This is a genomic window from Streptomyces sp. NPDC047028, assembly GCF_040644095.1.
GTDB lineage: Bacteria > Actinomycetota > Actinomycetes > Streptomycetales > Streptomycetaceae > Streptomyces.
Window position 1 is genome coordinate 1 of record NZ_JBEYVS010000060.1, and the last position, 14,930, is coordinate 14,930.

Here is a 14,930-nt window from a genome sequence, read left to right on the forward strand (position 1 = left end):
TCCGGTCCGGCAACAACGGCTCGATGCGCGCCCACTGGGCGTCAGTCAGCGACACACCAGACCAACGATCCGATGATCTGAAAGAAACGGCCTAGTCCGCTCCGCGCAGGCGGAGGTGAACCGCAGTGCGCGTCCCTGCCCGGAGACATGCTCGTGTCCGCTCCGCGCAGGCGGAGGTGAACCGCGGTCCCGCTCCTCCTGGCTGGTCTCCCGTCCGTCCGCTCCGCGCAGGCGGAGGTGAACCGTGAGGTAACCCATGGCTCTCAGGCCGGAATTCGTCCGCTCCGCGCAGGCGGAGGTGAACCGGAGTGGGCGCCGGAGGAGGGGTCGGCACCGGCGTCCGCTCCGCGCAGGCGGAGGTGAACCGCGACCGGCCACGGGGAGCAGCCGGCCGGTTGAGTCCGCTCCGCGCAGGCGGAGGTGAACCGTACAAGGTCACGGTCCGGGCGGACACGACCAAGTCCGCTCCGCGCAGGCGGAGGTGAACCGCAGGCCCAGGGCACGCTGAGCGGCGAGGACCTGTCCGCTCCGCGCAGGCGGAGGTGAACCGCACGCCACGCCCTCGCAGACCGCGAAGATCAAGTCCGCTCCGCGCAGGCGGAGGTGAACCGGCGTGGATGCACGCGCTCGGCGTTGGGGACGCGTCCGCTCCGCGCAGGCGGAGGTGAACCGCTCTGCCCGGTGGTGAGTTCACGCGTGGTCATGTCCGCTCCGCGCAGGCGGAGGTGTACCAGGCGCTCCAGGCCTGGTACAAGGCCCTGACCAGTCCGCTCCACGCAGGCGGAGGTGAATCAGCGTTCTGATACGTCGTCGTGGCCTGGTAGGCGTCCGCCCTGCGCTGGCGGAGGTGAACCGTCGGACTGGAAGGGACGTATGGCCCGGGGGTGTCTGCTCCACGCCGGCGGGGGTGAACCGAAGCCCGAGCGGTCCGCGGCCTGGATCGGCGAGTCCGCTCCGTGCAGGCGGAGGTGGACCGTATCTCGTGTCGGGGCTGCCGCTCCGCGAGGTGGAGGTGAACCGGACAACAGCTCCGTCAGCGAGTATGGCGCTCGGCCACACCCTCATGGACCGAAGAACGTCATCACCCGGCGCCTCCGAGGCCGAACATGCTCATCCGCACAGCCGACTTTGCCTTCGTGGTGGCCGAAGTCAGCGTGGTCCCCCTGGTCGGTTGTGCGGCGAGTCCGGCTGGCTCAACGAGCCAGCCGGACTTTCGAAACAGATGTATTTCAGTCGAGTTGGTAGCCCCCGTATTTAGCGCGTGCCGCGCTTGTCGGGGTGCAACTACCTATCCCGTGTAAGGGTTCAGGGCTGGAGCAGCGGTGGTCGAAACGCCGACCGTGTCGCTGTTCCGGCGCCTGAGCCGAGGCCCGAGTCAGTGGGAGAGTGAATGAAGAACACCGGACTGCAAGGAGTGGCTGGCGACCCCGGCTCTCAGCAGGAGTCATGCTTGGTCTGATGTCGCCACAACGCACTGGCCCTCGATAGGTCCTCTGGCGTGTCGACCGCCAATCCTTCGTCCACGACACCGATCATCCGTACGCCGTGGCCGTGTTCGATGAAGCGCAGCATCTCCACGCCTTCCGTACGTTCCAGCGGTCCCTGGGGGAGATGTTTGAACATCTTGAGGGCCGCTCCAGTGAAGCCGTAGAGACCGAGCTGACGCCGGTACCTTGGCCGGTCCCCGCGCGGGTACGGGATCGGCTGCCGGGAGAACATGAGGGCGTTGTGCTCGGCGTCGACGACGACCTTAACGACGTTGTGGTCCAGGACGGCACCGGGGTCGTCCAGCTTCGTGTACGCGTTAACCGCGTGGGTTCCGGGTGCCAGGTGCTCCATCGCTTGGGAGATAGCGTCGATCGCGGTGGGGGAGATGAACGGCTCGTCGCCCTGGACGTTGATGTACGCGTCTGCGGGCAGGCGTTCTGCGCACTCCGCGACGCGATCCGTGCCGGTGAGGTGGTCTCCGGTCCGCATGCACTCGATGTCCAGGCGGTGACACGTCTCCTCGATGCGCTCGTCATCGGTGGCGACCACCACCCCGTCGAGGCGCTTTGCCTCCAGGCAGCGCTGGTGGACGTGCCACAGCAGCGGCTTTTCCCCAAGCTGCGCAAGGGGCTTTCCTGGAAATCGGGAGGCTCCCCAGCGGCAAGGGATGACCGCTATGTGGTGGCGGCGCGCGGTGCTCGGCGGTGCGGCGGTGGTGGCTGCCACGGCGTACTCCCGTCGGTGAGTGTCAGGAATGGGCGGGGCGGGGGAGGAGGGCCAGCTTGGCGCGGACGGTCGGCGAGGCAGAGTCCTCGAAGGACCGCCACTCGTATCCACTGACCTCTTCGGTTTGAAGCGTCACGGCGTGTTCGGCCCGGAGGAGGAAGGCCCAGCGGAAGTCGACGTGCTGGTGTGCCGGCTCGCCCTTCGCGGGGTTGGCGGCGATGTCGTGTACGTCAATGTCCAGCGGCACGGTCTCAAAGCCCGGGAGGGGTACGACGGCATCGCGAGGAATGCCGGCTTCCTCGCCCAGTTCACGAAGGGCGGCACCGGGAAGGTCTTTGTCCCCTGACTCGTTGTGGCCACCGGGCGCCAGAGCCTTGCCCGTGGCGTTGTGCTGAATGTGGAGCACCCGATCGTTGCTGTCGATGACGATGGCGCTGCACGTGACGTGCGTGGGAGAGGTCTTGCGGCTGGTCGGATCGTCCCCGCCGGTAAGGGCGACGAAGAGCGCAGCCAGGGCGTCCCGCTCGGACGGGTGGCGGGTGAGGTACCCCTCAACGGTGGCACGGATGTGGTCGGGGGAAGGCGGCATGGATTCACCTGTCGAAGTGGTCGAACCAGATCCTGGCGATGGCCTGGCGGTCGGGTGCGGGCATTTCGTGGAGACCGGACTGGAAGCGGCCGTGGCTGAGGGCCGCGGTGGCGGCGAGTATCTCGGCCTGAACGAGATGGATGTATGAGCCGACGGCGGCGCCGTGCACGAAGTTGACGGCGCCGCCGTCAGCGAGGACGTAGAAGTAGTGGCCCGTTATCTCGTAGCGCGTCAGATGCTCGCTGACCGGGGTGCGCTTGTAGAGGCCATGGAGGCTGCCGAGTTCAAGTTCGTCCTCTGAGGACGTTACCGAGGCGAGGTACGCCCCGTTGCGCAGGGCGGAGAAATCGCCCTGGCGGAGGGCGAGGTTGCCGGTGGCACACAGGACGAGTTCCGCCTCCCGCAGCGCCTCGGCCGTCGACGCGCTCGTACGGAAGCCTTGGGAATGCGCCTGCACTCTCTTGACTGGATCGGTGTCGTGGACGGTGACGCGTAGGTCTTGGGCGCGCAGCGTCTGAGCGATGGCCCGGCCGACCTTGCCGAACCCGATCACGCAGGCATTTCGGCTGGTCAGAATGTCGCCGCGGGCGCGTACGAGGGCGTCGGTCGAGAAGACGATGGACCGGCCCACCAGGTGGTCCTCGCAGTCCTTCAGCGGGGAGCGGGCCACCGAGACGACGGGACAGGGCAGGCGGTCCAGTGCCGCGTACCGCTGGTGCCCGTTCTCGGTGTCCTCGACGACGCCGAGGACGCGGCCGGAGAACTTCTCTACCAGGGTGTCGAGGCACGGCGCGAAGTAGCCGCCGATGTCTATCAGAATGACGTTCCGGCCGCCTGCCGTGTCCTCCAGGTACTCCAACGCCCAGGTCGAGTCGGCAAACAGTGCCCGGCTCAGGTCATGGATGGTGAAGGCACGTCGGACCTTCTCCAGCGTCGGCTGGTCGACGGACCTGGGCTTGGGCAGTACAGCACCGACCGTGGACGTCGTGGCCATCGCGCGGAGGAACGCCGGCCGCTCGGAGAGCAGGTGCGTGATGATCAGCGTGGTGACGTGCTCGCCAGCGGGGAACTGTGTTGTGATCTGCCGGAAGAAGGCTTCCAGTCGCGCCCTTTCAGGACTCTCCACTGCAACTCCTCCTGGTGTCCCGCTGGTTATGCCGCGCGGCCGTACGCGGCGGTCTCGGCGGCCAGCGCCTGCATGTGGGCTCGCATGCCGTTGTGAAGGTCGACCTGGGGCTGCCAGCCCAAGACCTCATGGGCGCGGCCGGGGTCGGCGCGGGTGGTGAGGACGTCGCCGCTGCGGGGGTTTTCCTGGTGAACCTGGATCTCGCGACCGGAGAGGCTGTTCGCAATGTTGATCACTTCCAGCAGGGAGGCGCTCGAACCACCCCCGACGTTGATCACTCCGCTGGCGGTCGGGATCGTGGCCGCGGCGATGGTGGCGGCGACCGCGTCGTCGATGTACGTGAAGTCCCTGCGCTGGTGCCCGTCTCCGTACAGAGGTAGTGCCTGGCCGGTCAGGGCGGCCGTGAGGGCGCGGTGCGTGAACATGTCGGGGCGCTGCCGGGGGCCGTAAACGGTGAAGTACCGCAGAGCGACGACGCTGGTGGGGCAATGGGCCTGGGCGGAGTGCGCGAAGCAGAGCTGCTCCTCGGCGAGTTTCGTGACCGCGTACGGGGATGCCGGCTGTGGCCGGTCGGTTTCTACGCTCGGACCGCCCTCGGTGGGGCCGTAGACACTGGAGGACGAGGCCACCACCAGCCGGGGAACACCCATACGGGTGACGGCGTCCATGACGCGGTGGGTGGCGAGGACGTTGGAGGCGACGTACTCGCTGAACTTCGGCCCCCAGGAGGGGCGTACCCCGGGGATGCCGGCCAGGTGAAAGACGGCGTTCGCGTCCACGAGTAGCGGCTCGATCGCGCAGTTGAGGAGGTCAGCGGTGACGTGCATATACCCCGGGAGCCTCTGCAGGGCAGCCAGGTTGGCTGCGGCCGTGGGGTCGGTGGCAGGGTCACGACGGTCGACGCCGACGACGACGGCGCCGGCCTGGACGAGGGCCTGCGCGAGGTGGGAGCCGATAAAGCCGGCGGCGCCGGTCACCACAGCCCGGCGGGGCACGGTGGTGGTCATGTGGGATGCGTGCTGTGACACGGAGTTCTCCAGGAATCCGAGGAGGCTTGTGGTTCAGGCGAGCCGGGCGAGAACGGTGCGGCCGTGGCTGCTGAGGGCGAGATCGTCCTGCTCGTGTCCGCGGACCAGGGCGGTGACGGCCTCGATCGCACCGAAGGACTCCAGGAGTCGCTGTTCGGTGTCGTTCAGCGGCGTTCCGTATCCGGCGAAGAAAGCCGTGCGTAGGTGGGGAGCGGCCTGCCAGCGGCGGAATTCGAGCCGGGCGAAGTCGCGGATGCGGGCGTCCCGGCGCATGTGCTCGAAGTCGCACATTCCGAAGGCGTCCCCAAGGAGCCAGTTCCGCGGCTGGTAGTCGAGGTGGCACACCGCGCTGTCCATGAGCGTGTTCGCCAGGACGTCCGCTCTGTGGCCCATGCGGTCGGCTTCGGCCGTGGAGATGAGGCCGGCCCGGTCTGCACGGGCGATCCAGTCGCGTAGCCGCAGGGCGAGTTCCGTGCCGACGGCGCCGGTACCGGGTTCCGAGGTGGCGTGGTGCAGCTTGCCCAGCACGCGCCCGGCCTCGTAGTGAGCCTGTTCCTCCTCCGGCGACCCGGGGGCGACCGCATCCGCCCGTACGCCGCGCACCGCGGTGAGCAGCAGGGTGCATGTTCTGTCCTGTCGGCCCACCACTCGGGGGACGTGCCCGATCAGGTGAGCTCCCCAGGCGAGATAGGCATGGAGTTCTCGGGTGTATCGGTCGCGTTCGCTGTGCTGCTTGGCGAAGAACTCATTGCCGTCGGCGTCGACAAGACGCAGGACTCGGGGCGGGAGCGTCGGACCGTGCACGATCCGGACCGCTCCGAGCGCGCCGCGTGCCAGGCTCAGCCGCGGATCATCGGACAGCGTGATCACGCGACAGCCTCCTGCGCTAAGGCGGCCAGGTGCTCGGTGTCGTTGTGGCGGTCGAGCATCCACCGTCTCTGCCCAAGCCGGTTGAGGTGGTGTTGCCACCGGGTGATGGACCCGTGAGAGACCGTGAACCCGGCCGGAGATCCGAGCGGGATACGCAGGAGCAGGGTGTGGGCGACGATCACGGTCTCGCCGTGCGCGGCGAACAGGATGCGCTCACCCTCGTGATGGTCGATGAGCTCCCGTAGGCGGCGCCCGGCCCGCTCCAGATAGCCGTTCCACGTGTCGGATCCAGCAGCCCAGGGCCTGTCCGGGTGGGCGTGCGGCCCGCCATCGGCGGCGGTCTTCACCTCGGTCCAGGGCCTGCCGTCGGCGGCACCGTGGAACGGACCGTCGAGGCGATCGTCGGTGGACATGGGGAGGTTGAGGGCCTGGCTGATGATCTCGCCGGTCTGGCGCAGGCGGAGGCGCGGACCGGCGTACAGCGCGTCGAACGGCTTGTCGCGGTGCTCGGCGGCGAGGCGGAGCGCGACGCGTTCGGTCTGGGCGTATCCGCAGTTGGTAAGCCCAGTGCAGGTGCGCGGGCCGCCTACCAGGCCGTCGACGTTGCACTGGGCTTCGCCGTGGCGGACGAAGACGAGTTCGGTGGTGATCATGCGGATCCTCGGGGGCAGGGTCGGGGCAACCAGCTGTAGCGGTAGCCATTGCGCCCGGCGTACGGAGCGGTCAGCACGGCGTGCAGGGCGAGGAAGTCGTCGAGCCGCTCGCGATCCGTGATGCCAAGCCGGGGGTCGTGGCGTACGGCGGCCTCGTTGTAGGCGCGCAGGGCCGAGTCAATGGTTGGAGCCGGCAAAGGCCCGTACGTCAGGACCAGCGTCGCGATCAGTTTCGCCAGGTCGTAACCCATCGGCGCCAGTGTCAGATCGTCGGTGTCGACCGTGTAGATCTCGCCGGCCTCGGTGATGATGAAGTTTCGCGGGTTGCTGTCCTTGTAGAAGGCGGTCGGCCCCTCGGCGGTCTTCTCCAGCAGCGTCAGCAATGCGTGCAAGGCCCCGCGGTCCGGCAGGTACCCCTGTTCCAGCCTTCTTCGCAGGGCAGCCTGCCGGGGACCGATGTAGTCGCCGAACGCGATGCCGTCACGGAAACGGTGGGGCCTGTTGAGCGCGGCCGGCCGGAGGTCGGTGGTCCAGGCGGCCCCGTGGACATCGCCCAGCAACCCAGCCAGGGCCGGCAGGTCCTCGGTCCGGGCAGGACGGCCGTCGATCCACTCGTATGTCAGGCTCGTCGGCCCCACCACCGTCAGCGCCGGAAGCCGCAGCGGCGGTGCGTGCTCGGCGAGCCACGCGTGATGGCGGGCTGCCGAGGCCACCCGGCCGGGGGTCTCGTAGTGCTTGGTGAACTGGCGAACGCTCACGACCGTCCTCCCCCTGACTGGGCCACCACGAAGGTGACGAGGGACTTGGTGGTGAGGGGCCGGTCCGGCAGGAACTCATGCAGTGTTGCCGCGAGCGCGCCAGGATTGCCGTAAAGGCCCGCGGCGAGGTCGTACTTCGGGTTGGTGGCCAGGTACTCCGCCACGTGGTCGTGTCCGTCGAAGGTGAAGCGGTGTTCCTCGTGCTCCACAGCGAGTACGTCGAGCGACACGGCGGCCAGGTGGGCGAGGTTGTCGCTGTGCGCCGAGATGTACAGGCTCTCGTGCTGCTCGGCCCGCGGGTCGAGGCCGGCGGCAGCGACCAGCTGGTCCATCTCCCGGTAGCTGTCGAGCCCCTTCGTGACGAGCACGGCCAGCCCTCCCGGAGCCAGCACCCGCTTCATCTCCGCGACCACCGTCTGAGGCTGCGGTGAGTGGTAAAGGCAGAAGGCTGCGACAGCGACGTCGAATGACTGGGCAGGAAGCGGCAGTTGGTGGAAGTTGCCCATGAGGAAGCTGACTCGGACGTCGGGGAGCCGTTGAGCGCGGTGTAGGGCCTGTTCGATCAAGGCCGGAGCCGCGTCGAGACCGAGTACCCGCTGCGGCCGGAGTTGCTGGGCCAGGACCAGACTGCTTGTACCGCGACCACAGCCGACGTCCAAGACCAGGGCGAGCTTGTCTGCCCGCTCGTGGTGGGCGCGCACCAGGCGCACGATCGTGTCTGGTACCGGGCGTCCGGAGGTTTTCGCCCGCATCAGGGCATTGGACCGGCCGGCCAGCCGCGAGGCGTGCCCATACAGCTCCGCTTGCCGCGCGGGGTCCAGGAATGGGTTGGCGCCGCTCATACCGCACCCTCCCCTCGGGGGCGCGGAGCGCTTAGCGGTGCTCGGCGGCGACCTTGCGCAGCCAGCGGTGCGTCTGTCGCCGGTTGCGCAGCAGCACCACCTCGGCACGGCCCGAGGCGAATTCCTCGATCTTGGCCATGACGCGCGGGCGCATCTTGCCGCGGTACGTCGCCACGTACTTGATCACGCCCCAGTGGATGCGGTTGTGCACCCCGTTGCCCTTGTGCCCTGCCCCGTGCCGGATCTGGCGGGAGAAGATCCCGTACAGCGCGGCCACGGTCGAGACGTCCATGAGGACCACCGTGTCGCAGGCTTCGAGCCGGATCTGCAAGGTGGAGTTGTAGTTGCCGTCGATCACCCACTTCGGCTGCGCGACCAGGTCCCGCTGCAGGGCGGCGAACTTCTCCATGGGCAGCGCGTTCCACGCGTCGTCGTAGAACGCGGCGTCCAGGTGCGTGACCGGGGCGTCGAGGATCCTGCCCAGCTCGCGTGCCAGGTAGGACTTGCCGCTGCCTCCGCAGCCGACGATGGCGACCTTCTTCATGGTGCTCCAGCGTAGAGGCGCTCGGGTGCCCGGTCGGACCGGCCGGTCGGACACGTTCGGATGATCCAGGTGCCATGGTCTGGGAAGTCAGCTGCATCACGCCGCTCCCCGCTCCACATTTACGGGGCTGGCGGCCGTGTCCAGTACGGCTTCCAACGCGTCTACCTGCCGACTCAGGCGGAACAGGCCCAGGCGGTCCAGGCAGGCCGCGATCAGGTCCGCGTGCTGCTGGGTGCCGGCGATCCGCTGGAGGTGGGCGAGCCGCTCGATCACCTCGCTGCCGGAGCTGACGATCAGTTCCTCGGGCACGAAGCGGTCCGCGTGCAGGATGTCGGCAGGGGTGAGCGGCAGGCAGCCGGCGAGGACGGCCTCGAAGATCCGCTGCGTCATCTGCCCGACGACGGCGTACCGCTCCGGCAGCATCAGCACGGTTGCCAGAGACCTGCCATACACGGCGTGGACCGCCTCGAAGGGGAGCCTGCCGAGGAACCGGACGTGCGGCCAGCGATCGGTCTTGGTCCACTTGCCCCCGACCAGGTGATCGAAGCGGGTGGCGGCCGACGCGAAGAAGCGGTCGAAATGCTCGTCGCGGTCGTACTGGTTGCCGACGTACCCGAGGACGAGATCCCTGGGCTTCTTGGCGAGCACGATCGGATCCGCCTCGTCGAGGAGACGGTCGTCGACCGGGAAGAGCAGGCGGTGGGCGTTCGCCGTAGGTTCGAGAGCGGCCTCGCACACAGTGGTTTGGCGGATACGCCGCCACACGCTGTCCGGCCGGAGCTGGCGGTCCTTATCCCAGATCACGGTCGGGGTGCCGAGCCGAACTGTGTACCAGGTGACCAGCTCTGTCTGGCGGTGCAGGTCGCAGGTGTGCCCCTCGGTGCCGCACGGGGTTGTGTTGCGCCCGTCGATTGCCCAGCGCCACTCCAGGAACAGGACGTCGATGTCCGGGGTGCCGCTGTGGAAGGCGTAGGCGTTGCCGAGGTCGTCGCCGGCCTCGATCAGGTCGCGGTTGGCCTGTAGGAAGACGATCTCGTGGCCGCGGCCGAGGAGGGCGTCGATCAGGGGGCGGCGGTGGCTGCGGCCCCCGTCCGGGGTGTCGGTGATTCCGTTGCCGAGGAATCCCCAGAAGCTGTATCCGATCTTCACTTTGTGATCCACCGACCTTCCAGCAGCAGGGCGTCCAGTCCGGAGTTGGCCAGGCAGTCCAGCGCCATCGCCGGTGTTCCGCAGATCGGCTTGCCCTTGACGTTGAGGGAGGTGTTGATCAGCACCGGCACCCCTGTACGGCGGGCGAAGGCGCTCAGCACGTCGTGCATGAACCCGTTCTGCGACCGGGTGACGGTCTGGAGGCGGGAGGTGCCGTTGGCGTGCACGATGGCCGGCACGCGCTCGCGCGCCGCGTCGGTTACGCCGGACGCCATCGACATGTACGGCGCCTCCTGGCCGAGGGTGAAGAACTCCGCGGCGCGTTCGGCCAGGACCATGGGGGCGAATGGGCGGAACGGCTCCCGGAACTTCACGGTGGCGTTCAGACGCTGGACGACCCCGGGCTCCAATGGAGAGGCGAGGATCGAGCGATTCCCGAGGGCGCGGGGGCCGGCTTCGACTCGTCCCTGGAAGAGCCCGACGATCATGCCGTGGGCAAGCTGGTCGGCGAGGAACTCGGCGGACTCCACGCCCAGCGTCTTCTGCTGGAGTCCGGGCCATGGCGTGAGGTCAAGGGCCTGGTGTTGGTACGACGGGCCGAGATAGCAGGCCCGGGCGACGCCGGACACGGGTCGCCGGCTGCGGCTGCCGGTGTGTGCGGCGATGGCGGCCCCGATCGCGGTGCCGGCGTCGCCCGGGGCGGGCGGGACGAAGACTTCGTCGAAAATTCCGGCCTCGATGATCCGCCCGATGCTCACGCAGTTCGTGGCGACTCCACCGCCGACACACAGGCGGCGCGATCTGGTGATCGTCCGGGCCCTGCGGGCCAGATGCAGCATCACCTGCTCGGTTCGCTCCTGGAGGGCGGCGGCCAGATCCCGGTGGACGTCTTGGAGCGGCTCGCTCGGGTGGCGCTCGGGGCACGTCTCGTCCATGAAGCGGCGAGAGGTCCTCGGGTAGCCCGAGGTCAGCACGCGCGGCGGGAAGTAGGCGGGGTCGACCGATAAGCCCGTGGGTGTTGTGCGCAGGGCCCGGGCAAAAAGTGGGCGGAACCGCTCCGGATCGCCGAGGGCGGCGAGCGCCATCACGGTGCCCTCCTCGTCACCACGGCGCCACCCGAGGTGCTCGGTGACCGCGCCGTACACATAGCCCAGGGAGGCAGGGTCGTTGATCGCCTCCAGGGTGCGGGTGGAAGGGTGGAGCGCGTTGTGTCCACAGGCGATGGTGGTGGTCTGCCGCTCGCCGAGGCTGTCCACGATGAGCACGGCGGACTCGTTCCACCCTGAGGCGGCGAAGGCCGTCAGCTGGTGAGCCCGGTGGTGCAAGACAGGGATGACGCCAGCGGAGGGGAACCGCCGACCGAGGGCGCGGCTTCGCAGATGGGTGCGCAGCGCCACCTTGGCGAAGCCGTGAGCCCTCGGCAGCGCCCGATCGCGCGTCGTCGGCGACAGAGACAGGCGCAGGGCTGCCGGGGACTCGGCCAGGTAGTGGGCGGGCTGGAAGTTGTAGGCGACGGCGTCGACGTCGGCCGCGGTGAGCCGGGCCTCGCCGAGCAGCCACTCGACTGCGTAGCCGGGGTAGTCCTTGGTGTGTTTGTGCTGGGAGAGGCGCTCCTCCTCCACGAAGCCGATTAGCTCCCCGTCTACCAACAGGGCAGCGGAGGAGTCGTGCGTGAAGGAACACAGCCCGAGGATGACAGAGGGCGCGCGGTCCATGGTGGCCATCACCGCGTCCCCGCCGTCTCGCGCGCGGTCGAGGCGCCGGAATGACGATTCAGCTCGCCGTACCAGGCGATGAGCGCCTCGCCCAGCGGCCCGTCGATCTTGTCGGCGACCCGCCACGCCTGCTCACGCGCGCCGTCCTTCCACAGGCGGTGGCTGCGCAGTGTCTCGGCCATCGTGTCCCAGCCCGGGTGGCCGGTCACGTCCCGGGCCTCGACCTGGTCGAGCAGATCGTCGAAGCCCCGCCACGGTGTGGTGAGGTCCGGCATGACCGCGCTCGCGGTCACCGCGGTCAGCTCTTCCGCCTGGTCGAGATGGTTCTCGTAGATGTGCAGTGATCCCACGTGGTGGTGGAAATCGCCCAGCTCGGCGCCGAGCCAGCCCGCGACCAGCTCATGCAGCACGGTGTAGAAGAACAGGTCGTACGGCATGCCGATCCACACGTCCTGACCACGCATCGTCGTCGACATGTGCAGGCGGCCGGCACGCAGATGGAAGCCGAAGCCCAGCGTGCAGGGCACGTCCTTGTGCCCTGCAGCGTCCTGGGCCGGGTCGTAGAGCTGGATCAGGGCCCGGCGGGAGTCGGGGTCCTCTTTGAGGATCTCGACGACGCGGCTCAGCTGATCCACTTTCCCGGCCCAATTCCGCATCCGCGGCCCGTACGCGCCCCGCAGGACACCGTCGTCGGCGTACTGCCGCAGGCGTGCGTTGTAATCGAAGATCCATGGGGCGTCCGAGCCGGAGAGGTGCCACACGGTCTCCGCCACGGCGAACGCGGGGTTGATGACGCGTGCCGGCGGCGCGTACAGCAGGCGAGCCCGCGGCTGGGTCAGCCGCATGTGGACGTCGAGCACCTCACGGGTCGCCATGCCGCGAGGGCTGACCCTGTCGCCGCTCTTGGCCAGGGTGACAGCGCCGACGAACAGTTCGGCGACGCTGTCGGCGGTCAGATGTGTCATCGGACAGGTACTCCTTCGCCCTGCGGCCGTCCGGACTCGGCGGCACGGGCATCGTGGTTGATGTGGTGGGAGTGCATGGCATGGCCGCCCGAGCGGCGGGTGATGAGGCATGCGACTCGGGCTGCGCTGTCACCGCGCCACCGGCACACCGCGTCCGTCGCCGCCCGGTCGGCAGGCGGGTGCGGACCGCGCAGTGCGACGAGAGCGTCGGCGATGTCATCGGCGGTGCTGCACCGCCGTGCAAGGCCGTGGTCGGAGAGTCTGAGCCTGCGCTCGCCGGGCGAACCCAGTTCGAGCACCGGCACGCCCATCAGCGCGGCTTCGATGCCGCACGTCGAATAGGCGCTTGCCAGGGCGTCGGCACCGGCGAGGCAGCCACGAGCGCCGACCCGGGGATCGGCCACGGCCACGAGCGGCCGACCGTGCCGTTCGAGCAGGGGGGCGAAGACGTCGATGCTCTGCGCCGGGTGCGGCGCGATGACGAGGCCCCAGTCGCTGCCGGCCTGCCACAGACCGTCCAGCAGCAGGTCGGCCTGGGCCTTGAGCCGGTCAGGACCGAAGGGCTGGCAGGCCCACACCGCGATACGGGCAGGACTGCGACGCGGGCCGTGGGCCAGCAGATGTTCCAGGTAGCGCCGCTGGGTATCGCGGCCGAGGCCAGCGAGTACATCGAAGCGGGGCTGGCCCAGGACATGGACTTCGGCGTCAGGGTGGCGCACCCACTCCTTCGCGAGGGGGAGGTCCCGCTCACCCATGACCACGATGTCGCGGCTGTGCAGGGCGGGCCATGCGACCGACTCAGCCGTCCAGGCCCCGTGCTGGACGTGCACAGTGTTCATCCCATGGCGCTCTGCCACATGTACGGCCAGCGCACCCAGCGGGCTGGTGTCGTTGCTGACCAGGACGGTATGCGGCCGGAGGGCGGTGAGGACGCCGTCCAACCATGTCTCCGCCCGCACGACCGATCGCCACGACGGCTGGGTGCACCCGCCGCTTGTCTCCAGCAGAACGGACACGAGGCGGACCAGTCGGGCCAGTTGAACGTCGTGCTCGCCGACTCGAACAACGCGGCCATCGTCCTGCAGCCTCAGCCTGTCCACGGCGGCGGAAAGGTCGAAGAGACCGGTCGGTTGCGAGCACAGGTTCACCCCCGCGACGCCCGAAGCCGGGCACCGCTCCGCCGGGTCGGTCGCCAAGTCCACCACGAGGCTGGGGCGCCCGTTCCGAGCTAGCTCCTCCAACACTGGTAGCAGAGTGGCCGCGTGACGGGACGACCACGACAATGCCACCACCTCGCTCTCTGGAAGCTCCGAGGGAGCCGGACTCGGCATCGATGCGGCCGCCAGGGCAGGAGGGAGATTGCGTAACTGCGCGGAGCGGAGGGGGTTGTGAGGGGCTGGGGCTCCGAGCAGGTAGGCGATGCCAGACCAGGTGACGGTGTACGCCCGGTACTCGCGGGAGCTGCTCGACCGCAGCCCGACGAGTCCTTCGTAAGGCGCGAGCCTCACCCGACCTGAGGCCTTCGCGAACGGCTCCCACGCGCTGAGCGCCGCCAGCTTGCGTACGACCTGTGCCACCAGGCGCCGCGCCGGCACGTGCTGGACGTACAGCCACCCGGCGCCACCCGGCGTCCTCGCGAGGTCAGCGCCGTACGCTTCGAGGGCCTCCATCACATGGTCGACACGCGTTTCAGCATCGCGCTGGTCGATGGGCAGGGCCTCCAGTTGGGAGGTCGTGATCCGGTCGGACTTCATGGTCGCGAGCGCGCCCTCGCCGACCAGCGCCCAGAGGGGCTTGCCATCGGAGTCGACGCGGGCGATGCCCAAGGCGCTGCGCTTGGTCGGCGTCATACCGGGCTCCCTTCGAGGATCGGCCCGGTGTCCATGAGCCGCAGCAGGTCCTTCGGCGATTTGGCGACGACGGGGGCCGGAGGGCTCGGGGTGCCGTAGCCCCAGGCTGCGTGCACGTACGAGACGCCGGCGCGACGGGCTGCCTCCTGGTCGACCGCCATGTCTCCGACGTACAGGGCATTGGCCGGGTCGGCGCCCAGGTCGATCAGGGCGAGCAGGATCGGGTCTGGCGCGGGTTTGCCCCGCCCTACCCCGTTCGGCGTGCGCACCGTGGCGAAAGGGACGCCGAGCTGAGCCAGGAGAGGGGTGGCTCGCGCCAACGGCTTGGACGTGACAATCCCCAGCCGCCAGTCGGCAGTGGCGAAGGCATGGAGGACCTCCGCGACGCCGTCGAACTGTCGGGCGAGGTGAGAAGCGGCCGTTGACGCCTTGGCGTAGGTCTGATGGATCGACTCGGCTTCAGCGAGCCCGAGCTGCTGCATGATGTCGGAGAACGGGCGGCCCAAGTGGCGTTCGTACTCCCTGAACGGCACGTCGAGGCCGTGATCCTCACAGACCTGGCGCCACGCGCTCTCCATGACCCGCCGTGTGTCGACCAGCACGCCGTCCAGGTCCAGCAGCAGCACA

General features: G+C 68.9%; 14 protein-coding genes and 1 CRISPR repeat array. All 14 genes read right to left on the reverse strand.

The genetic code is table 11. The features are described from left to right. Window positions 1-94: 94 nt before the first annotated feature. Window positions 95-976: a CRISPR direct-repeat array (repeat unit 29 nt; unit sequence GTCCGCTCCGCGCAGGCGGAGGTGAACCG). A 458-nt stretch (window positions 977-1,434) separates the two neighbouring features. Further along, the gene (locus ABZ854_RS33520) at window positions 1,435-2,214 is read right to left on the reverse strand and encodes a 3-deoxy-manno-octulosonate cytidylyltransferase (RefSeq protein ID WP_361218727.1); all 780 of its coding nucleotides are present in this window, start codon (window positions 2,212-2,214) and stop codon (window positions 1,435-1,437) included. A gap of 22 nt (window positions 2,215-2,236) precedes the next feature. After that, window positions 2,237-2,803 (reverse strand): NUDIX domain-containing protein, encoded by a 567-nt coding sequence (locus tag ABZ854_RS33525; protein WP_361218730.1) that lies wholly within the window; start codon window positions 2,801-2,803, stop codon window positions 2,237-2,239. A gap of 4 nt (window positions 2,804-2,807) precedes the next feature. Next, window positions 2,808-3,929, reverse strand: coding sequence for an adenosylhomocysteinase (locus ABZ854_RS33530; protein ID WP_361218733.1), 1,122 nt, complete (start codon window positions 3,927-3,929; stop codon window positions 2,808-2,810). A gap of 26 nt (window positions 3,930-3,955) precedes the next feature. Next, a complete protein-coding gene (locus ABZ854_RS33535; protein WP_361218735.1) occupies window positions 3,956-4,936 on the reverse strand; it encodes an NAD-dependent epimerase/dehydratase family protein in 981 nt (326 codons plus the stop codon). A gap of 54 nt (window positions 4,937-4,990) precedes the next feature. Then, window positions 4,991-5,827, reverse strand: coding sequence for an aminoglycoside phosphotransferase (locus ABZ854_RS33540; RefSeq protein ID WP_361218737.1), 837 nt, complete (start codon window positions 5,825-5,827; stop codon window positions 4,991-4,993). Then, the gene (locus tag ABZ854_RS33545; protein ID WP_361218740.1) at window positions 5,824-6,480 is read right to left on the reverse strand and encodes a histidine phosphatase family protein; all 657 of its coding nucleotides are present in this window, start codon (window positions 6,478-6,480) and stop codon (window positions 5,824-5,826) included. Before ABZ854_RS33545 ends, ABZ854_RS33540 begins: the two co-directional genes overlap by 4 nt. Further along, a complete protein-coding gene (locus ABZ854_RS33550; RefSeq protein WP_361218743.1) occupies window positions 6,477-7,238 on the reverse strand; it encodes a phosphotransferase in 762 nt (253 codons plus the stop codon). Before ABZ854_RS33550 ends, ABZ854_RS33545 begins: the two co-directional genes overlap by 4 nt. Beyond that, window positions 7,235-8,080 (reverse strand): class I SAM-dependent methyltransferase, encoded by an 846-nt coding sequence (locus ABZ854_RS33555; RefSeq protein ID WP_361218746.1) that lies wholly within the window; start codon window positions 8,078-8,080, stop codon window positions 7,235-7,237. The genes ABZ854_RS33550 and ABZ854_RS33555 overlap by 4 nt, the downstream gene beginning before the upstream one ends. Before the next feature lie 31 nt (window positions 8,081-8,111). After that, a complete protein-coding gene (locus ABZ854_RS33560; protein WP_361218749.1) occupies window positions 8,112-8,624 on the reverse strand; it encodes a topology modulation protein in 513 nt (170 codons plus the stop codon). Between the two features lie 96 nt (window positions 8,625-8,720). Beyond that, window positions 8,721-9,773, reverse strand: a complete 1,053-nt coding sequence (locus tag ABZ854_RS33565) for a hypothetical protein (RefSeq protein ID WP_361218752.1) — start codon at window positions 9,771-9,773, stop codon at window positions 8,721-8,723. Further along, window positions 9,770-11,488 (reverse strand): carbamoyltransferase C-terminal domain-containing protein, encoded by a 1,719-nt coding sequence (locus ABZ854_RS33570; RefSeq protein WP_361218812.1) that lies wholly within the window; start codon window positions 11,486-11,488, stop codon window positions 9,770-9,772. Before ABZ854_RS33570 ends, ABZ854_RS33565 begins: the two co-directional genes overlap by 4 nt. An 8-nt stretch (window positions 11,489-11,496) precedes the next feature. Beyond that, window positions 11,497-12,453: a thymidylate synthase gene (locus ABZ854_RS33575; protein WP_361218753.1), complete on the reverse strand. Its 957-nt coding sequence runs from the start codon at window positions 12,451-12,453 to the stop codon at window positions 11,497-11,499. Continuing rightward, window positions 12,450-14,303 (reverse strand): hypothetical protein, encoded by a 1,854-nt coding sequence (locus tag ABZ854_RS33580; RefSeq protein WP_361218756.1) that lies wholly within the window; start codon window positions 14,301-14,303, stop codon window positions 12,450-12,452. The genes ABZ854_RS33575 and ABZ854_RS33580 overlap by 4 nt, the downstream gene beginning before the upstream one ends. Beyond that, entirely contained in the window at window positions 14,300-14,929 is a 630-nt protein-coding gene (locus ABZ854_RS33585) for an HAD family hydrolase (RefSeq protein WP_361218759.1), read from the reverse strand. Before ABZ854_RS33585 ends, ABZ854_RS33580 begins: the two co-directional genes overlap by 4 nt. Between the last annotated feature and the right edge of the window lies 1 nt (window position 14,930).